This is a genomic window from Pseudoalteromonas sp. FUC4 (assembly GCF_008370255.1).
Taxonomy (GTDB): domain Bacteria; phylum Pseudomonadota; class Gammaproteobacteria; order Enterobacterales; family Alteromonadaceae; genus Pseudoalteromonas.
Window position 1 is genome coordinate 76,097 of sequence record NZ_SEUI01000001.1, and the last position, 18,618, is coordinate 94,714.

Sequence of the window (18,618 nt, forward strand, 5' to 3'; positions counted from 1 at the left end):
ATGCGTTTAGGTACACTTTAAGTGATGAACTTTAACGTTCCTTATTTATTGATTTCCTGAGCAATACTCAAAATTAAGAAAAGAAGAATAAGGGCAAATTTAATGAAAACGTTAAAAAATTTACTCATCATAAGTTTATTATGCTTACTACCCGCGGCTACCGCGTATGCACAATTACCAGAAGTAACTAAGCAAATGCCTCAAGCTGAGACAATTAGTATAAATAATGCTGATGCAAATATGCTCGCCAAGTTACCGGGAATAGGTAAGAAAAAAGCGCAGGCAATTGTGGATTACCGTGAGGAGAACGGCGAATTTAAAAGCGTCAGTGATTTGTCGCAAGTTAAGGGGATTGGTAAAAAATTATTAGCTAAATTAGAAGGAAAAATATCACTTTAAAGCGAGTAAGTAATAATCAGGGCGCTATGCGCCCTGATTAAATTGTTTTAGTGCATTGGTTAAATGCTTTTTAGCAAAGTTAATTTCAATGGGAGTCGTTAAAAGTGGATAGCAAAGTCCGCCAAGTATTAAAAATGGGATTAATATCCAGCCTTTAAAAATGGTAAATATTAAAAATAATGGGCTAAGTAACAGCAGCTTTATAATACGTAATAAAACTTTATCAGTTGGTGATAGCATACTTAACGAAAGTGCTATTACGTCCTGACGCTTGCGCACTTTTAAGTGTTTAAGATCATTTAATTGGCTTGAAAAAAAGGTAAACATATTAAATCGACTTTTTAATTAATAAACGGCTAATTACTAAAGTAAACAAAGTGATTGAGAAAAGCGCAAATATAATTTCCATCCAAGCAGGCATACTCAAACCAATAAATTGCCAATCTATATTTCCACAATCTCCGGTCGCTTGAAAAAAGCTAGGTATCCATTCGTGCAGTGGCATAAATGATGGGAAATTTGGTTCAAACTCACAGCTAAATGCAAAAGGATCTGTGGTGGTTTGCATATCAATATGCTCACGAGCAATTAAGTATCCCCAAATACTCGATATCCCCCAAATAACATACGCTAATATACGAGCAGTTTTACTTTGTGGTTTACTCGAGCCTACAATTCCTGCACCTAATAACCCCAATACTGCAGTGCGTTGATATATACACATTATGCAAGGTGCCAATCCCATTTGGTATTGAAAGAAAAGGGCGGTAACTTCAAGTAAAAAAACGATAGCCGTAAATAAAAGCCACGGGGTACGTTGGGTGGGTAATTGCGCAAGCCAGTTCATAAAAATTCCGCGTTTAAATAAGACGTTAGATTATGACCTAGGATAAAGTATGCGGCAACAAAAAGGAAAAAAAAGCTACCGAAGTCGCTTTTTATAAGTTGAAATTATCGACTACTCAATTCAGCCTTAGCAAAAATTAAATGATGTTCTATTATTACCCCATCGATGCACAAACTCAGTTATATCGCTTACTTATACCGCGGTGGTGCATCATCTAAAAAATTATTTATGGTTGCACTTTTTGCACTTGTTCTTATAGTAAGTTAATTAAGCTCGGGCGCTGCGTAAATAAAAATATCTTCATAATAACAATGTACCTACAATGAATATTGCTCTAGATATTCATCCATTGTAGCTAAATTAGAGAAACCCAAATTTAATTATTTATTAATTTTAAATTTCTACTCATTTGCTTTATTAATATATATTACTTTACTTGTTAGTTATGCTTCGTCTGGTACAATCAGTCAGTTATTCGTGTAAAACGATGAGTGTTGATTAATTCGAGTGGGAACTGGATGAGAATTTTTAAAGCGAAAAGCCCAGCAGGATTTGCTGAAGAATATATAGTTGAGTCCATTTGGAACGGCGATTTCCCTCCAGGTTCAATTTTACCTGCCGAGCGAGAACTTTCAGAGTTAATCGGTGTTACAAGAACAACCTTAAGAGAAGTATTACAGCGTTTAGCACGTGATGGTTGGCTAACAATTCAGCATGGTAAACCTACAAAAGTAAATAACTTCTGGGAAACGTCTGGCTTAAACATTCTTGAAACATTAGCGCGCTTAGATGAAGACAAGATGCCAGAGCTGACAGATCAGCTTTTATCTGCACGTACTAATATTAGTGCTATTTATACACGTGCTGCAATTAAGTTGAATCCTGAACGCGTGATTGAAATTTTATCACAAAGCCATGAGCTAGAAGACACAGCTCAAGCATTTGCTGATTATGATTATAAAGTGCATCACGAATTAGCCGTTGCGGGTAATAACCGTATTTATGTATTAATACTTAACGGTTTTAGAGGCTTTTATTCAAAGATTGGTTGTCATTACTTCTCTGATGCCGGAACCCGTGAACTTGCTCGTCAGTTCTATAAAGATTTAACCATTTTGGCAGAAAATAAAGAGCATGATGGTGCTATTTCTATGATGCGTAAATATGGTCATCAAACGGGCGAGATTTGGCAAAAAATCCGTGGTGATATGCCCTCAGATATAATGGACTAAGCCTAAGAGAGAAACCTGCATTTGCAGGTTTTTTTATATCTGTAAAATTTAACGCCACCGTGTATGAAGTTTTAAAAAGTTTAATGTATAAACCACTTCGATATTTTTAAAAGTTTTACTTAGTTACAGCGCAACTTACACTTTAAAATAGGCCCATTATTCAAGCAGATTAGTGCAAGTTGCAAGTGTTCGTTATTTTCGATTGTTCACATCGTTAAATGCGATTGTTTTTTTGCAGTGAATAACTTTAGAATGCCAATTAATTATATATATGCGCTATTGTTTTTTAATTTTTAGCGCCCATATAAGTACCAGCATTGCGAAAGCAATTGAAAACAAACTCAAAATATTTGGAGAATAAAATGGGTGTATTAGTAGGCCGCCAGGCACCAGACTTTACCGCTGCAGCTGTTCTTGGTAACGGTGAAATTGTAGATAGCTATAACCTTCATGAAACAATTAAAGGTAAAAAAGCAGTTATCTTCTTTTACCCACTAGATTTCACGTTTGTATGTCCTTCTGAACTTATTGCATTTGATAAGCGTTTTGAAGAGTTTCAAAAGCGTGACGTAGAAGTAATTGGTGTTTCTATCGATTCACAATTCTCACATAACGCATGGCGTAACACTGCTGTTGAAGACGGCGGTATTGGTAAAGTTCAATACGCACTAGTTGCAGACGTTAAACACGAAATCTGTAAAGCATACGACGTTGAGCATCCAGAAGCGGGTGTTGCGTTCCGTGGTTCTTTCTTAATCGATGAAGAAGGTAACGTACGTCACCAAGTAGTGAACGATTTACCACTAGGTCGTAACATCGACGAAATGCTTCGCATGGTTGACGCGCTAGCGTTCCACACTGAGCACGGTGAAGTATGTCCTGCTGGTTGGACTGAAGGTAAAAAAGGTATGGACGCAAGCCCTGAAGGCGTAGCTAAGTTCTTATCTGAAAACGAAGGCGAGCTATAATTTAGCCCTTAGTTTTAAATAAAAAAACCGCCAATTGGCGGTTTTTTTATGTCTTTTATTTAGAAAGAAAAACTTACTTTAGTGTACAAGTAGCGGCCACGCGGGTTATGCACAGCTGATGCATAACCGTATAAATCGCCATCGCCATCACCAATTGCAAATGGTGGCTCTTCATCAAATAAGTTATTAACACCTAAAGATATTTTAGCTGATTCAGTAATACGGTACGACGTTTGTAAATCAACAAGCGTTTGCGAGTCAATCATACGTGAAGTATTGCTATCAAAGTCTAAATTGCCATCAAAGTCGATATCAGGCGTATCTTCAAATTCACCTACATAACTGATATTTACATTGGTGTTAAACTCACCAATTTCCCAGTTAGTTGAGAAAATAAAGCGATGCTCTGGGTAGCCATATTCCCCCGTGTAATCACGACCATTTTTTTCAAACTTATCTTGATATGCCCACTCTAGATTGAATTTAAGTAAACCTAAGTCATCAAGAGAGTGGTTATAGTTTGCTGAAACATCAACACCAGATACTTCCTGCGACGATAAGTTTTTAAATGTGCTGTGTATTTTTTGTATTGTGCCTAAGCTTGCACCGCCTGTAGGGGCTAAACGGACACATACGGTACTATTTTGATTACCACATTCTGCAGCATAAATAGGACCAAATTCTTCTTCATCGATTTTGTTATCTTGAGTAATGCTCCATACATCAACACTTAAACCAAACTCAGTTGTTGGTGCCCAGATAACGCCCACGTTCCATGATTCTGACTCTTCTGCTTTTAAATCAGGGTTACCAGAGAACTCAATGTTGTAATCAAGTGCTTGGCAATCTAATCCTGTTTGTTCACAGCGCTGCGTATCAACAAAAAATTGGCTTTTTTGTGATGGACCTAAGCCTATTTGCGCTAATGAAGGCGCTCTAAAGCCTTGCGCCCAAGAACCACGAACCGTTACTTCATCAGTCGGTGCCCAGCGCAGAGCTATTTTTGGATTTGTTGTTGTACCAAAGTCGCTATAATCATCGTAACGACCGGCTAATTGTAGTTCGAGGTTTTCAGCAAGTGGGATTGAGAACTCAACATATGCAGCGTATTGTTCACGATCTGCAGAAGCTGATACTGATTCAGTACCAAATATTAAACCACGTTGAAATTGATCATCAGGAATGTCATTAACGTCTTCTTCTCGGTACTCAATACCTGCAGCCATCATTACTACATCGTCGCCAAAGCTGAATGCTTCGCCAGTAATGTTCGCATCAAAAGAGGTCATGTGAGACTCACCACGACGTACTAAGCTTGTTGTAATACGGTCAATTACAGCTGGGTCGTTATATGTGCCACCAAATGGATTGTAGTTTCCTGCATCAATTTCTTGTTGTAAGAAATCAGTACGCACCCAACCTTGTGTTCTATCACCTGTTTGAAGAGATTTGCTTCGGCCTTTTTGTACAGCGGTTTCCCAGCTCCAGTCATTAAACTCACCTCTAAGCCCTGCAACAAAGCGAAGAGTATCTGATTCAATATCCCATTGGCGTGCGCCAGCATCAACTGTGCGGTAGCGACCAATTTGAATGTCTTCACCAAATGGATTGTTAGGGTGGTTAGCTGGGACAGTTAAGCCTGCATCTTCATCAAGTGGAGTAGGGGCTCCGGCCGCAACAGACGTATTGTGCTGTACTGCCATTTCTAAAAAGCCAGTAATACCGTTATCAAAGTTGTATTCAAATTGTGAAATAGCGCCTACACGCTCAGATGCTGGGGCAACATATCCATATGGGCCGTAATCAAATAAACAGCTACCATTTGAAGTTGCATTTTCAACAGGACAGGCAGGGTCGATTGTTTTAACGTCATCGACGATAAAGTAGCCTGGGAAGCCACGAGATGAGCGAAAATCTTCACCACCATAAGGTGATTGATTTGCTGTACCTAAACTGCCCATTTCATCAGAAGAAAGAGATGTATTTTTAAAGTAATCGATAATCACTGACGCGCTACTTTTCTCGCTAGTAGTACCCCACACTAAACTTGCTGTTGTTTCTTCATAATTTGGACCATCAGTACCACCGTAGCCTAAATTAACCTCAACACCGTCAATGTCTTTTTTCAAGATAACGTTTACAACACCCGCTACTGCGTCTGAGCCGTAAATAGCAGAAGCGCCATCTTTTAGTATATCGATTCGCTCAATGGCAGAAACTGGGATACTGTTAATATCTACAAATGAGTTTGTGATACCTTCGGCAAATGCACTAATAGATACACGACGGCCATTGATTAGTACGAGCGTAGCATCAGCACCTAAGCCACGTAAACTAACAGCAGCAGACCCATTTGCAGTTGAATCTTGGTTGTTACCACGTGTTGAGAAAGTACCGCTACCCGCTACAGGCATTCTTTCGAGGAGTTGTTGTAGGTTGTCATAACCCATGTTCTCAATATCAGCTCTTCCGATTGATTGAACCGGAGAAGGTCCTTCGATATCTGAACGTTTGATCCGTGAGCCAGTTACTTCAATGCGCTCTACTTTTTTAGCTTCTTCAGCAGCGTAAGTTATTGTTGTAAAACCTGCTGAAAGTGCGATTGTAGCACCTGCAATTAAGCTAGGTGTAAATGCAGTTGATTGCTTCATCCTTAAGTCCTTGTTGATATGTTATAAATTTAGTTGCTCTATACCAATCCTTTTTAAATTGTTAAATAAATCTCGTATTTAAGCGGATTGATATAACAAGCGAGGATATTAATATCATGTAACTTAAGTGTTAGCAATTAGACTGAAATGTGATTTTAGTATGGTTTTTTGTATGATTTTAAAACAGATTTTATGCGCTGAAGAAGTTTGAAATAGGCGCATATGCTTTATTTTGGAAATAACAAATACAGCCTAAATGCGAGTAATAATTAAATTAATTAATTCACAATAAAACTGTAATAAATTATTTATATGTATATTCTGAATGAATAGCAATCTTGTTGTATATTAATAAAGCAAATAATAATTAATTTTTTAATAAAAAAACGCCTAACTTATTAGTTAGGCGCTGTGCTTATACTTTGTGTTTCATTAAGCGTTCTTTTTCGCGAGACCAATCTTTATTTTTCCCGTCGTCACGTTTATCGTGCAACTTTTTACCTTTTGCTAGATGAAATTCAAGTTTTACCCAGCATTTTTTCCAGTACATAGCTGTAGCAATTAATGAATAGCCATCTCGCTCTGTTGCACCGAGTAGACGGTCAAGTTCGCGTCTGCTTAATAGTAACTTACGATAACGCAAAGGATCGCAAATTACATGGGTTGAAGCACTATTAAGTGGCTGGATTTGCGCGCCAAGCAAAAATGCTTCGCCATTTTTAAGATGAATATAAGTTTCGGTGATGTTTACCTTACCAGCTCGGATGCTTTTAACTTCCCAGCCTTGTAGTTCAACACCTGCTTCAAACTTATCGTGTAAAAAATACTCATGTCGCGCTTTTTTGTTTAGCGCGATGGTATTACTTGTCGATTTTGATGAATTTTTCTTAGCCATAGTGCCCTATAATATACGTAATGTGAGATGTTTTATATCGATTTTTTAATAATGCTTTTAAAAATTAAGCTTTAACTTAAGCAGCATGAAAATTTGGGGAAACGCGCAAAGCTTGCTAAAATTCCTCCACACAGTTGGGAGTGAGTATGCCACAAATAGAAAAAAGTGCGCTGGTTATGTACAGCACTAAAGAGATGTTTGATCTAGTTAATGATGTAGAAGCTTATTCACAGTTTTTACCAAATTGTTCAGACTCAAAAATTGTTTCACAGCACGATAATAACATGACCGCGAGTTTAGAAATATCTAAGGCGGGTATAAAAAAGTGGTTTACCACCGAAAACACCTTTGTTGATGAACAAACCGTGTTGCTGCGCCTTGTTGATGGTCCATTTAAGATGTTAAAAGGGCGCTGGCACTTTCAAGCGCTTGATACTAAAGCTTGTAAAGTACAGTTAGAGTTAGAGTTTGAATTTTCAAGTAAGTTAATAGAGCTTGCCTTTGGAAAGATTTTTAACGATGTAGCAAAAAATATGGTGAGTGCATTTACTCAACGTGCAAAACAGATTTATGGAGCGCGAGTATGATCAATGTTGAGGTGGTCTTTGCATTACCGACCACGGCCACGTGTTTATCAATTGAAGTGCCACAAGGGACTACCGTCGAGCAAGCTGTTATTCAGTCCGGTATTATAGAAAAGTGCCCAGAAATAGATGCCACATCACTAACGTTAGGTGTGTGGAATCGAACTGTAAAAGCTAACTATGAGCTAAAAGATGGTGACCGTATAGAAATATACCGCCCATTAATTGCAGACCCTAAAGATGCGCGCAGAAAGCGTGCTGAAAAAGCAAAAGAAGAGGGGCGTGCAAATAAAATAACGGGTGGTCGCCCACTCGAGAAGTAATACCAATCGGCATAAACTTCGAACAATTTGACAGATTATATCTCACGCTAACGTTGTTTAAAGTTGTAAAAGCTTTTAAATGAACCAGTAAAAAAGGTGAGCCAGGCTCACCTTTTTTACTAACTGAGACGTTTATTGCTCTAGCGGTGTATTAAAGTTTTCAGGTTGGTCATAATCACCTGAGATTGAAACTAACTTTTCATTTTCAAAGTTAATTACTAACTCTTTATTTTGCTCGTTTTTACGGCCTTTATTGAAGCTGTAAATATAACGCCAAGTATTATTATCAAAGGCGTCCTCGGCAATAGGTCTACCTAATACATAAATAACTTGCTCTCGAGTCATATTTACACGAAGTTTTTCAACATCAGATTGCTCTAAAAAGTTGCCTTGTGGGATGTTAATTCGGTATACCCAGCTAGAGCAACCAGCTGCTGAGCTAAGTGTTAAAGCAACGATAAGCCAAAGAGAAAAAGTTTTTAACGACTGCATTGTTAGTTGTGATCCTTATTTTTTATAATCTGCATGATACCGATTAGTCACTGAAGGTAAAACCCTTTTAAGCAATTGTTTTGTGTTAAGGGCGTTAAGGTAATGATTTGACCACTAATAATGAAAAAAGTTTACAACACATCGAAACGAATATTTTAAAAACTGAGTCCATTTGGTTTTTATATATAGTTGAAACGCGATTAGGTCATTGGTACACCGGGATCACGACTAATGTTGAAAAACGTTTTGCAACTCATCAAGCCGGGAAAGGGGCTAAAAACCTTAAAGGGAAAGGGCCGCTTTTACTTATCCATCAACAACAAGTGGGCAATAAAAGTGAAGCGAGTAAGCTTGAATATCAATTAAAAAAGCTCACTAGAGCCAAAAAGGAAGCATACGTTTTAGCATTTAATAGAGGCGATAGTGAAAACGCTTAGCTTGTTCAAAATAAGTATATTGGTTGTGAGAAAAAACTATCTTAGTATAGTCTTTGCTCACAACAGACGTGCAGTACTATAGCTACTTAGCGGTGTTTTTCAAAGGTAGCTACAAGTGCATCAAGTGTTTGAGCGCTGTTTGCTAAGTCTCGAATAGCTTGCTCTGTATTGATTTGTTCGCTCATTGCTTTATCGCTAATTTCGCTAATCTGTTCAATATTACGACTTACATCGGCAACCACATTACTTTGCTGCTCAGTTGCAGTCGCTATGAGCGTAGCCATATCGTTTATCTCATTGGCTGTTTCGGTTATCGTATCGAGTAATTCTACTGAGTTTTGCATAGCACCAACGCTTTGCTGTGCTTTATCTTTCGATTGACCAATATCGTTAACTACATCGTCAGATATTCTTGTAAGCTCTTCAATCATAGATTGGATTTCGGTGGTTGATTGTGATGTGCGGTTTGCCAGTGCACGTACTTCATCAGCAACAACAGCAAAGCCTCGTCCATGTTCCCCTGCGCGAGCAGATTCAATAGCCGCATTTAAAGCAAGTAGATTAGTTTGATCCGATATACCTCTAATTGAGTCAACAATACTTGCAATATCAACTGTCTTTTTAGATAGCAAAGTTACTTGCTCTGTAATGCCATCAATATCGCTGGCAAGGGCTGAGATAGTTGCTTGGCTTTGTAATACTTGGTTGTGGCTCTGAATTGTATTTTCGCGGCTGCTATCGGTTAACTTAGCTGTATTTGCAGCACTTTGCGCTATTTCTTGCACTGTCGCGCCCATTTCGTTGATTGCTGCTGCGACAGAGATTGTTTGCTCTTTTTGGTGATCTATTGCTTGAGAGTTTCGTTTTGCTTGTTCAAATACATGATCAGAGCTTTGGCGTATATCGTGGCTTTCGCTTGCAACTTGAGTAATCGCCGTTTCTATTTTATTAATAAACTGATTAAAGCCATTACTTAGGTTGTTAAGCTCTGGTTGGCTTGACTCTGGTAAGCGATACGCTAAGTTTGCATCGCCAGAGCCTAATCGTGAAAATAACTCAGCCATTTTAGAAAGTGGAGATGAAAGTGAGCGTGCAAGTAAGTAACTAATCAAACTAGCAACTAATGCTGTAATTATCGTAAAGGTAAAAATTTGCCATTGTAAGGTATTCACACTTGCGAAGACTTCACTTTTTGGCACTTGAGCTACAACATATAAATCGGTATTTTTAATTGGCGTAGCAGCGACAAGAGTGGGTTCGCCATTTAAGCTGATTTCTTCTAGCGCAAAGCCATTACTATTAAATAGTTGGCTGTGGATATTTGCAGTATATAAATCATCAATATTTGCTTTAGCTACTTTACTTGCATCTTTATGAAGCTGAATCAATCCACTTTTATCGGCTATAAATACAAAACCTGTTTGCTCAATTTTAAATTGCTGTAATAGCTTTTGCATATCAGTGATACTTTTTGCAAGACCTGCTAAACCAGTACCATTAGCCTGCTGATGATTTATAAACATTTTTACATCATTGGCTGATTCTTGATAAATACTTATAGAGTAAGGTTGCTTTGATTGCTTAAAAGCAAAAAACCAGCCATCGGCTGCATCGTTTTTTAACACTCGTAAAAAACCATGCTGATTCCAATACTGTGCAGTCTCTCTATTTGCCCAAGATGCTGTTGCTAAATCGTATTGTTGGGCAACACGATTTAATTCTTTCAATAATAAAGTGTCGTCTTGATTACTAGACTGAGCCCATTGTAAAACAAATTCGTTTGATGATAGTTGCTGAGCAGCACCGAGTAACTCGTTGATTTCACCGCCTATGTGATTGCTGATTGTTTGCAGTTTACTAGGAAGCTCTGACTCGATCATACGTTGCTCAATTATGTCTTTAGAGCTGTATAAAGAGGTCAAGCCAATCAGTGCCGCTACGCATATAGCAATAACACTGCCTAAAGCTGTGATTTTTTGAGTAATAGAAAGGTTTTGTATCGTCATGATATTAATTAATTTTACAACTGAGTAGAGGGTTATATTAGCACATTATTTATTTTGAGCTAAATATTGCCTACTGCGAAATGAATAGAAGGTAGCGTGGTATGGTTAAAGTTTTATGAATATGCATAAAAAAGCCCATATGCAAAGCATATAGGCTTGGTTTCTAACAAGCGAAACATTTATTGTTTAGGGTTAAACAATCTTTTTCATTGCTGACATGTAGCCACGTAATTTAGCACCTACTTTTTCAACTGGGTGCTCACGAAGGGCGGCGTTAATTTGAATTAATGTTTGGTTATCAACTTGGTTACTGTGCTCGCCAAGACCTTTACCAATAACATCTGTATCAATGTTTTTCATAAAATCTGCAAGTAATGGTAAACATGCATGGTTATATAAGTAACATCCATACTCTGCAGTGTCAGAAATTGTACGGTTCATTTCAAAAAGCTTTTTGCGTGCAATAGTATTGGCAATTAATGGCGTTTCATGTAAAGACTCGTAGTAAGCTGACTCTTCAATAATACCGGCTGCTGTCATGGTTTCAAAAGCAAGTTCAACACCTGCTTTTACCATTGCTACCATTAAAATACCGTTATCAAAAAATTCTTGTTCAGAGATTTCTACATCGCCAGCAGGGGTCTTTTCAAAGTTAGTCTCTGCTGTTTCTGCGCGCCATTTAAGTAAGTTTACGTCATCGTTATTCCAGTCTTCCATCATGGTGCGTGAAAAAGTGCCATCGATGATGTCATCTTGATGCTTATTATAAAGCGGGCGCATAATTAGTTTTAGCTCTTCGCTTAGTTCGAACGCTTTTACTTTTGCAGGGTTTGATAAACGGTCAAGCATGTTTGTAACGCCGCCGTACTTAAGTGCTTCGGTAATTACTTCCCAGCCGTACTGAATTAGTTTTGATGCATAACCCGCATCAACCCCTTTTTCTACCATTTTATCAAAACATAAAATAGAGCCAGTTTGTAACATGCCACATAAAATGGTTTGTTCGCCCATAAGATCTGACTTAACTTCAGCAATAAATGATGATTTAAGTACACCAGCACGGTGTCCACCAGTTCCTGCTGCATACGCTTTCGCTTGTGCTAAACCAAGACCTTGAGGGTCATTTTCTGGGTGAACAGCAATTAGAGTTGGTACACCAAAACCGCGTTTGTATTCTTCACGTACTTCAGACCCAGGACACTTAGGCGCAACCATGATTACAGTAATGTCTTCACGCACTTGCATGCCTTCTTCAACAATATTAAAGCCATGAGAGTAGGCAAGTGTAGAGTCTTTTTTCATCAGTGGCATAATCGCACTAACTACAGCGGTATGTTGCTTATCTGGCGTTAAATTAAGTACTACATCAGCTGTTGGGATTAGTTCTTCGTAAGTGCCAACAGTAAAGCCGTTTTCAGATGCGTTCAAAAATGATTGACGACGCTCAGAAATAGCTGATGCGCGTAATGTGTAAGAAACATCTAAACCAGAGTCACGTAAGTTTAAGCCTTGGTTTAAACCTTGTGCGCCACAGCCTACAATAACTAGCTTTTTACCTTTAAGTGCATCAACGCCATCGGCAAATTCGCCTGCGTCCATAAATTCACATTGCGCTAATTGCGCTAATTGTTCGCGTAAAGGTAAGGTATTGAAATAATTCGCCATTGTTAGTGTCCTATAAAGTCATGTTTGTTAGATGCGCAATGTTTACTGCGCTTACAAACACCATATGTAAAATCGTTGCTTGCGTAAAATGATATATTTGAATTAAAGTGTTTCATAATGTGAAATACAGGGGGTTGGATGGAACATAAGCACTTAAACTACTTTTTAGCGTTGGCTAAAACACTTCACTTTGGGCGCGCAAGTGAGCTTTGCCACATAAGCGCACCCACTTTGAGCCGAAATATAAAGCATTTGGAAGAAGAAGTTGGAGTGGCGTTGTTTATCCGCGATAACCGAAGCGTTAAATTAACGCGTGAGGGGGAGTCGTTTATTGATTACGCCACGGCAACGCTTGCTAATTGGCAACGTTTTAAAACGAATGTAAAAGATCCACAACAGCATATTTACGGCAAAGTAAGTATTTATTGTTCTGTAACTGCATCTTATAGTTTTTTATATCAAATATTAGAGCAACTTCGTGCGCAGCATCAGTACATAGAAATAACATTAAATACCGGTGACCCTGCACTTGCTATAAATCGTGTGCTAGATGGCCACGAATTAATGGCAATTGCGGCTAAGCCTAATAAATTACCGTCGCAAATTGCCTTTGTTGATATTGGGCACTCACCACTTTTATTAATTGGCCCAAAAATTCAATGTCCGATCACACAAAAGCTTACACAAAATAGTGATGACATTAATTGGTCTGATTTAGAGTTTATTGTCCCAGAACAAGGTTTTTCTCGCCAAAGGTTAGAGCACTGGTGGCGCAAAAATAATATTCACGGAAAAATCTACGCTCAAGTTGCAGGACATGAAGCAATGGTATCTATGGTGAGCTTAGGACTAGGTGTCGCTATGGTCCCTAAAATAGTGCTAGATAACAGCCCGCTACAAGATAAGGTACAAATCCTAACACCAAAAATGCAAGCACCTGAAGGGTTTGATATCGGTTTGGCGGTATTAAGGAAAGAGTTAAATGACCCTGCAATCAGTGCGTTGTGGAATATTGCGCAAACTTTAGAGGCAAAAGCGATTTAATGCGCGCAGAGAATAAGCAAGTTAGTTAAATAGTATGAATATAGGTTGCGTATAAGTTTACTATTACTTAACATTGAGCGCTAATAATAAAAACAATGACGCTTGAGAGTTTATTTATGAACCACGCAGTATCACTTGCTCATTCTGCCCAATGCCTAAAAAAGGCGATTCCTTTGATGGTAAAGTACCGTATGCCGGTAACCCCTATCAACTATGCAATTTGGTACTGTTACATTCAAGGAAGCAATCCTTCACTAAATGCTGAATTAGACCATGTTATTGCTGAGCAACAAACATGCTCACAAGACAAAGCAAAAGAAATTTTTGATAAGCATTTAACGCAAGACGATCTGGCTTTTTTTCAAGAAATGACTGAAAAATTCCATACAACCATGGAGCAAGTCCAGCAAGATATAAGCACCACGCTTGAGCATTCCAAAAGCTTTACAACAAGTTTAGTTGATTCACAAAATGAATTAAATATGCTTGCTGATGTAAATTCTTATAATGAAATATTAGGTTGTGTAGAGCGCTTAACCGACGACTCTATTGCTATGCAGGATTATGCTAGAGAATTTCAAACTAAGTTAGCTTTTGCTTACAACGAAATAAAAGATTTAAAAGAAGCACTTAATATTTCAAAAGAAGCAGCTGATACCGACACACTTACGGGGTTTTATAACCGAGGTAAGTTTGATTCAGATATCGTAAAATTTTGTTTTGAATACTCAGAGAAAGCACAGGAAGATTCTCTTGCCGTACTAATTATGTTTGATATTGATCACTTTAAACGTTTTAACGATGACTTTGGTCATCAAAAGGGTGACGAAGTATTGAGGTTAGTTGCCAAAAAAGTGAGAGAAAATACAACTGAAACAGCAAATATATATAGATACGGTGGCGAAGAGTTTTGTATAACAGCTTATTTTGACACTATTAACGACATAATAGCGTTTGCCGATTGTATACGTTTAGCTATTGCGAAATTAGCGATTCGTAAAAAGCATGATGTAACAGCTAAACGTGCTATTTCTGCAAGTTTTGGTTTAGCTATTTTACGTCCATTTACTAATAGCTCAGTTTTAGTTGAGCGTGCAGATAGAGCCTTATATATCGCAAAAACACATGGACGAAACCGAATAGAAATAGCCCCTGATATTTAATAAGCATCAGATGCTTGATTTGTTACGGCTAAAGCCGCTATTAACCTTGGTAGCCTAGTAGGCTGTAAGGTTAATAAAATAGAATTGTTAGAGTTGGCTTCCTGCGGATTTTATTTGAATTAAAGCATTTGCCAAGTTATTCCTCTTTTCCAAAGTTTCTAAAGTAGTGCTAGCTTAGCCAACGCACATAACTAACTTGAAGGATTTGTCACTCCAAAAATATAAAAGTTAACATTTGTGTATACAAATTGTGAATAATTGTAACCAGCTAGAGATAGTTTAAAAAGACCTTGCTAGTATGGGGAACTTACTTACTTAATTTAATTCTTTGATGTACGCTGATGCGGTATTCCCTCTCCTTATTAACAGCTCTATGTTTTAGCACTTTGTTTGCTTGCCTTTCGGTGCAAGCAACACAGGCAAGCAAGCATGCTGACGATTATACAGAGCAAGATATAACAACCGATCGTCTGCATTTGAGTTTAAGTGTTGGGGCTGGAGTTATAACCAACCCTTTGCATGGTGGAGATAATATTCCGCTAGTACTTATTCCTCAAGTTGCGTTTTATGCAGAGCAATGGTTTTTTGACAATGGCCGCCTTGGCTATTCATTTTCACAATCCCCAAAGCATCACTTTAATCTAGTTAGTGAACTCAACTCTGAATCTCGCTTTTTTATAGACTGGCACCCTAAAAATGTATTTACATTGCAAAGTAATGCACTTAATAATCAGTTTGCAATGCAAAATGAAGCCTCGTCCTCTCGCTGCGCTGATATTGATAATTTACATAAACGGCAAATTGCCTTGGATGCGGGTATTGCATATCACTATGTAAATGAAGGCCATGTTTTCTCAGTTCAGGCTCTGCATGATATAACCGATGTTTATCGAGGTGTACGCGGTGCATTGCAGTGGCAGTATCATACTGTGCTAGGAAAGCTTAAAATAAAGCCAACACTTGGAATAAACTATAAATCTGCGGAACTAAATAGCTATTTTTATGGACTTAATGAGGGTGAAACTCAATTTGGCAAAATAGACGTTGGTAGTAGTTGGCAACCTTATGCTAAAATCGACGCCCGTTGGCCACTGAGTAAGGCTGACTCTCTTCGTTTTCATGTAGCATATTACGACTATTCGGCTATGGATGGCAGTCCGCTCTTTGAACGTACTTATTCAATGACTGCATTTATAGGATTCGATCGTACTTTTTAATATGAAGTATTCAATATTAGTTGTGTTTATTACCACTTTTTTTAGTGGTTTTAGTATGGCACAAACCCCTGTTTTTAGTGTTTCTCCAAAAGTCTGCGTGGTTTCCGAACAGCAGGATTTTTGCGATCTTGATTTACAGTTTAAATGGCTATTAAATACCTATAGTGATGTCTGTTTGTATCAACAAGAACAACTACTTCAATGCTGGCAGCAGCAGCGTTCTGGGCAATTTAATTATAAAGCGCGTGTTCAGGTGGAGACCATATACTCCTTAATCAATCCTCATACGGGTGTGTTAATAGCAAAAACACAGGTTGAAGTACAAAGCGCCCATGCTAAAAAAAATAGGCGTAGGCTTCGCTCTCCGTGGAGCTTTTTTTAATTTAGGAGCAACTAATGCCAAAAATTTTACTTGTTGAAGATGATCTCGGTTTACAACAGCTAACAAAAGATTACCTTGAACATAATGGCCTTGAAGTCGAAGTGTTAGACCGCGGTGACGAAGTGTTTAACTACCTAGAAAACAATACACCTGATTTAATGATTCTAGACGTTATGCTGCCAGGTAAAGATGGCTTTAGCGTTTGCCGCCAAGTAAGAGATAAATTTACTCTACCAATTTTAATGTTGACTGCTAAAGGTGAAGACTTCGACCAAGTACTTGGTTTAGAACTTGGTGCCGATGATTATGTAATAAAACCAGCAGAGCCACGTGTATTATTAGCGCGGATTAATGCATTACTACGACGTGGGCAACCAATAGTAAAATCTAGTGAAGAACTGCAGTTTGGTGATTTAGTTATCGATAAAACAAGCCGTATTGTAAAACTAAGTGATTCAGAGATTGTATTAACTTCGCACGAATTTGAGTTACTATGGTTATTAGCGTCAAATGCGGGTGAAGTGCTAAGCAGAGAGCATGTGCACCAACATATGATTGGCCGTCAATACGACGGACTTGATAGAACTGTGGATGTACGCGTATCACGAATTCGTAAAAAATTAGGCGATAATAGTGATAAGCCGTATCGTATAAAAACTGTATGGGGACAAGGCTATTTATTTGTTTCTGATGCATGGGATCTCTAGCACTATTTAAGGTTAATCGGCTGTAATGGGAAAACTGTTTACCAGCTTATACTTATATATCATTGTTTCATTATTTGTTGTAAGTGGTGTTATTGAGCAGCTGTGGCCTTATGAAGAGTCGCAGCAGCAGGTCTTATTGGACGATGAGTTTGGGCAATCACTCTGGTTGCTTTCACAAACCCCAAATGGTCTTAAAAAGCTAAAGCATAACTTTGAAAGTAAAGTGATTGAACGACGTGATTTAATACTCCCTCAAAAACAACAATCGCAGCTAAACCAAAACCACTACTTATATTTGTATGATAAGCAACAACGCATTGTTTGGTATGTAGATCTCGGTAATGATTCATTACTTCAAGTAGGACCGGTAGGTGTATTAACGCAGGAATCATCTTCTGTTTGGCCATATTTATTACTACTTATTATTGTAGGTATACCAGTTGGGCTATGGAGCTTTTTACTATGGCGCGACTTTGCAAAGCTACGTAAAGCGTGTGAAGCGGTAGAAGGTTTGCAAGACTTTCAACTAAACGACACTTCTAAGTCTTTCTTTTTACCTATAACTGATACATTAAAAGTAATGCAGCAACGTATTGAGTTTTTGCTTAGTGCACAGCAAGAACTTACCTCATCGGTATCGCATGAGTTTAGAACGCCATTAGCACGTTTAAAGTTTGCAATTGTAATGCTGCAAGCACAAATGCTTGATAAAAAAGGCGAAAAATACCTAACCAATATGCAAATAGATATTAGCGAGCTTGAGTCACTTGTCTCTGAAATGCTTGAATATGCGCGATTAGACTCTCAACAACCAAGTTTACAGCCAATAAACTGCGATTTAGCTGGGCTAGTAAAAACTACTGTTGAAAAGCTAAATTTTGAGGCTAGAACAACACTCTCTATAAACCTCCCTGAGCATTTAAATTACTACTGTGATAGCCACTTTATGGCGCGAGTATTTCAAAATTTAATTGGCAATGCGCTTAAATACACTCATCAACAAGTCAAAATTTCATTGCTACAAGAAGCAACTCATATCGTATTGATTGTTGAAGATGATGGTGAAGGGATTGACCCCGTTGAGCGAGAAAACGTATTTAAGCCTTTTACTCGATTAGATAAAAGTAGAGGCAAGGATACAGGTGGCTTTGGTTTAGGGCTCGCTATAGTTGCTAAAATTGTGTCGTGGCACCAAGGTGAGTGTAAAGCAGAAAGCTCAAGCTTAGGTGGTGCTAAATTTATTGTATATTTACCCCTTAAATTTAAGACATAAAAAAAGCGCCTAAGGCGCTTTTTTTTTGCGGTTAAAAACCAAAATCAACAAGTAGCAATATAATAGACCGCGAGTACTTAAAAAAGTTCTCAATTATTTTTTATTTTTTTCAAGTAATGGCATTAACATTTGCTCGAGGCCATTTAGTTTAACCTCATACATCATCGCTAGTTGGCTACCAAGTTTTGAGTCAGGAAATCCTTGTTGTTTGAACCACACCAAATAAGGTTCTGGTAGCAGTAATAAAGGGCGCCCAGCATATTTCCCAAAAGGCATCGTTGTATTTACAGCTATTTTTAATTGTTTTGGATCCATAAGAGTTACTTAGGTTTT

The 18,618-nt window shown here is 38.0% G+C and carries 20 protein-coding genes; 12 read left to right on the top strand and 8 right to left on the bottom strand.

The genetic code is table 11. The features are described 5' to 3' along the window. The first annotated feature begins 102 nt into the window (after nucleotides 1-102). Nucleotides 103-399, top strand: a complete 297-nt coding sequence (locus EU510_RS00360; RefSeq protein WP_149591783.1) for a ComEA family DNA-binding protein — start codon at nucleotides 103-105, stop codon at nucleotides 397-399. A gap of 24 nt (nucleotides 400-423) precedes the next feature. Here EU510_RS00360 and EU510_RS00365 read toward each other — a convergent pair whose 3' ends face one another. Further along, the gene (locus EU510_RS00365) at nucleotides 424-726 is read right to left on the bottom strand and encodes a DUF6170 family protein (protein WP_149591784.1); all 303 of its coding nucleotides are present in this window, start codon (nucleotides 724-726) and stop codon (nucleotides 424-426) included. Between the two features lies 1 nt (nucleotide 727). Further along, nucleotides 728-1,246 carry a disulfide bond formation protein DsbB gene (dsbB, locus tag EU510_RS00370; protein ID WP_149591785.1) on the bottom strand — a complete coding sequence of 173 codons (519 nt, stop codon included), beginning with the start codon at nucleotides 1,244-1,246 and terminating at the stop codon, nucleotides 728-730. Between the two features lie 518 nt (nucleotides 1,247-1,764). On the opposite strand from dsbB, the gene fadR reads away from it, so the two are divergent. Next, nucleotides 1,765-2,478: a fatty acid metabolism transcriptional regulator FadR gene (gene fadR / locus EU510_RS00375; protein ID WP_004335692.1), complete on the top strand. Its 714-nt coding sequence runs from the start codon at nucleotides 1,765-1,767 to the stop codon at nucleotides 2,476-2,478. A 362-nt stretch (nucleotides 2,479-2,840) separates the two neighbouring features. Further along, on the top strand, nucleotides 2,841-3,446 hold the full coding sequence (locus EU510_RS00380) for a peroxiredoxin (RefSeq protein WP_149591786.1): 606 nt from the start codon (nucleotides 2,841-2,843) through the stop codon (nucleotides 3,444-3,446). A gap of 59 nt (nucleotides 3,447-3,505) precedes the next feature. Here the strand turns inward: EU510_RS00380 and EU510_RS00385 are convergent, their stop codons facing one another. Together EU510_RS00385 and smpB are read right to left on the bottom strand one after the other, a co-directional pair. Then, on the bottom strand, nucleotides 3,506-6,097 hold the full coding sequence (locus tag EU510_RS00385; RefSeq protein ID WP_149591787.1) for a TonB-dependent receptor: 2,592 nt from the start codon (nucleotides 6,095-6,097) through the stop codon (nucleotides 3,506-3,508). Nucleotides 6,098-6,512: 415 nt separating this feature from the next. Continuing rightward, nucleotides 6,513-6,992, bottom strand: a complete 480-nt coding sequence (smpB, locus tag EU510_RS00390; protein WP_004335699.1) for an SsrA-binding protein SmpB — start codon at nucleotides 6,990-6,992, stop codon at nucleotides 6,513-6,515. A 146-nt stretch (nucleotides 6,993-7,138) separates the two neighbouring features. Between smpB and EU510_RS00395 the strand changes: the two genes are divergently transcribed. After that, nucleotides 7,139-7,579: a type II toxin-antitoxin system RatA family toxin gene (locus tag EU510_RS00395; RefSeq protein ID WP_149591788.1), complete on the top strand. Its 441-nt coding sequence runs from the start codon at nucleotides 7,139-7,141 to the stop codon at nucleotides 7,577-7,579. Further along, nucleotides 7,576-7,899, top strand: coding sequence for an RnfH family protein (locus EU510_RS00400; RefSeq protein ID WP_007584122.1), 324 nt, complete (start codon nucleotides 7,576-7,578; stop codon nucleotides 7,897-7,899). The genes EU510_RS00395 and EU510_RS00400 overlap by 4 nt, the downstream gene beginning before the upstream one ends. Nucleotides 7,900-8,031: 132 nt before the next feature. Here EU510_RS00400 and EU510_RS00405 read toward each other — a convergent pair whose 3' ends face one another. Beyond that, complete coding sequence (locus EU510_RS00405; protein ID WP_010553880.1) at nucleotides 8,032-8,391, bottom strand: outer membrane protein assembly factor BamE; 360 nt, start codon at nucleotides 8,389-8,391, stop codon at nucleotides 8,032-8,034. 107 nt (nucleotides 8,392-8,498) lie between these two features. Here EU510_RS00405 and EU510_RS00410 point away from each other — a divergent pair, with 107 nt between their 5' ends. Further along, the gene (locus EU510_RS00410; protein WP_149591789.1) at nucleotides 8,499-8,828 is read left to right on the top strand and encodes a GIY-YIG nuclease family protein; all 330 of its coding nucleotides are present in this window, start codon (nucleotides 8,499-8,501) and stop codon (nucleotides 8,826-8,828) included. An 86-nt stretch (nucleotides 8,829-8,914) separates the two neighbouring features. Here the strand turns inward: EU510_RS00410 and EU510_RS00415 are convergent, their stop codons facing one another. Both EU510_RS00415 and ilvC read right to left on the bottom strand, forming a co-directional pair. Then, entirely contained in the window at nucleotides 8,915-10,834 is a 1,920-nt protein-coding gene (locus tag EU510_RS00415) for a methyl-accepting chemotaxis protein (protein ID WP_149591790.1), read from the bottom strand. A gap of 192 nt (nucleotides 10,835-11,026) precedes the next feature. After that, nucleotides 11,027-12,499: a ketol-acid reductoisomerase gene (ilvC, locus tag EU510_RS00420; RefSeq protein WP_149591791.1), complete on the bottom strand. Its 1,473-nt coding sequence runs from the start codon at nucleotides 12,497-12,499 to the stop codon at nucleotides 11,027-11,029. 138 nt (nucleotides 12,500-12,637) lie between these two features. Between ilvC and ilvY the strand changes: the two genes are divergently transcribed. The 6 genes from ilvY to EU510_RS00450 all read left to right on the top strand — a co-directional run bounded on the left by ilvY (nucleotide 12,638) and on the right by EU510_RS00450 (nucleotide 18,285). Then, nucleotides 12,638-13,543, top strand: a complete 906-nt coding sequence (gene ilvY, locus EU510_RS00425) for an HTH-type transcriptional activator IlvY (protein ID WP_149591792.1) — start codon at nucleotides 12,638-12,640, stop codon at nucleotides 13,541-13,543. Nucleotides 13,544-13,659: 116 nt separating this feature from the next. Continuing rightward, nucleotides 13,660-14,706: a GGDEF domain-containing protein gene (locus EU510_RS00430; RefSeq protein WP_188085380.1), complete on the top strand. Its 1,047-nt coding sequence runs from the start codon at nucleotides 13,660-13,662 to the stop codon at nucleotides 14,704-14,706. Nucleotides 14,707-15,110: 404 nt separating this feature from the next. Then, the gene (locus EU510_RS00435; RefSeq protein ID WP_149591793.1) at nucleotides 15,111-15,923 is read left to right on the top strand and encodes a MipA/OmpV family protein; all 813 of its coding nucleotides are present in this window, start codon (nucleotides 15,111-15,113) and stop codon (nucleotides 15,921-15,923) included. 1 nt (nucleotide 15,924) lies between these two features. Next, nucleotides 15,925-16,305 (top strand): DUF3019 domain-containing protein, encoded by a 381-nt coding sequence (locus EU510_RS00440; RefSeq protein WP_188085381.1) that lies wholly within the window; start codon nucleotides 15,925-15,927, stop codon nucleotides 16,303-16,305. A gap of 14 nt (nucleotides 16,306-16,319) precedes the next feature. After that, nucleotides 16,320-17,012, top strand: a complete 693-nt coding sequence (locus EU510_RS00445) for a response regulator (protein WP_004335729.1) — start codon at nucleotides 16,320-16,322, stop codon at nucleotides 17,010-17,012. Between the two features lie 25 nt (nucleotides 17,013-17,037). After that, nucleotides 17,038-18,285, top strand: a complete 1,248-nt coding sequence (locus EU510_RS00450; protein ID WP_149591794.1) for an ATP-binding protein — start codon at nucleotides 17,038-17,040, stop codon at nucleotides 18,283-18,285. 93 nt (nucleotides 18,286-18,378) lie between these two features. On the opposite strand, the gene EU510_RS00455 is transcribed toward EU510_RS00450, so the two are convergent. Further along, on the bottom strand, nucleotides 18,379-18,600 hold the full coding sequence (locus tag EU510_RS00455) for a DUF3820 family protein (protein ID WP_024606183.1): 222 nt from the start codon (nucleotides 18,598-18,600) through the stop codon (nucleotides 18,379-18,381). Nucleotides 18,601-18,618: the final 18 nt, after the last annotated feature.

Coding starts and splice junctions, on each gene's coding strand:
- EU510_RS00360 (WP_149591783.1), top strand. CDS start 103: ATGAAAACGTTAAAAAATTTACTCATCATAAGTTTATTATGCTTACTA.
- EU510_RS00365 (WP_149591784.1), bottom strand. CDS start 726: ATGTTTACCTTTTTTTCAAGCCAATTAAATGATCTTAAACACTTAAAA.
- dsbB (WP_149591785.1), bottom strand. CDS start 1,246: ATGAACTGGCTTGCGCAATTACCCACCCAACGTACCCCGTGGCTTTTA.
- fadR (WP_004335692.1), top strand. CDS start 1,765: ATGAGAATTTTTAAAGCGAAAAGCCCAGCAGGATTTGCTGAAGAATAT.
- EU510_RS00380 (WP_149591786.1), top strand. CDS start 2,841: ATGGGTGTATTAGTAGGCCGCCAGGCACCAGACTTTACCGCTGCAGCT.
- EU510_RS00385 (WP_149591787.1), bottom strand. CDS start 6,097: ATGAAGCAATCAACTGCATTTACACCTAGCTTAATTGCAGGTGCTACA.
- smpB (WP_004335699.1), bottom strand. CDS start 6,992: ATGGCTAAGAAAAATTCATCAAAATCGACAAGTAATACCATCGCGCTA.
- EU510_RS00395 (WP_149591788.1), top strand. CDS start 7,139: ATGCCACAAATAGAAAAAAGTGCGCTGGTTATGTACAGCACTAAAGAG.
- EU510_RS00400 (WP_007584122.1), top strand. CDS start 7,576: ATGATCAATGTTGAGGTGGTCTTTGCATTACCGACCACGGCCACGTGT.
- EU510_RS00405 (WP_010553880.1), bottom strand. CDS start 8,391: ATGCAGTCGTTAAAAACTTTTTCTCTTTGGCTTATCGTTGCTTTAACA.
- EU510_RS00415 (WP_149591790.1), bottom strand. CDS start 10,834: ATGACGATACAAAACCTTTCTATTACTCAAAAAATCACAGCTTTAGGC.
- ilvC (WP_149591791.1), bottom strand. CDS start 12,499: ATGGCGAATTATTTCAATACCTTACCTTTACGCGAACAATTAGCGCAA.
- ilvY (WP_149591792.1), top strand. CDS start 12,638: ATGGAACATAAGCACTTAAACTACTTTTTAGCGTTGGCTAAAACACTT.
- EU510_RS00430 (WP_188085380.1), top strand. CDS start 13,660: ATGAACCACGCAGTATCACTTGCTCATTCTGCCCAATGCCTAAAAAAG.
- EU510_RS00440 (WP_188085381.1), top strand. CDS start 15,925: ATGAAGTATTCAATATTAGTTGTGTTTATTACCACTTTTTTTAGTGGT.
- EU510_RS00445 (WP_004335729.1), top strand. CDS start 16,320: ATGCCAAAAATTTTACTTGTTGAAGATGATCTCGGTTTACAACAGCTA.
- EU510_RS00450 (WP_149591794.1), top strand. CDS start 17,038: ATGGGAAAACTGTTTACCAGCTTATACTTATATATCATTGTTTCATTA.
- EU510_RS00455 (WP_024606183.1), bottom strand. CDS start 18,600: ATGGATCCAAAACAATTAAAAATAGCTGTAAATACAACGATGCCTTTT.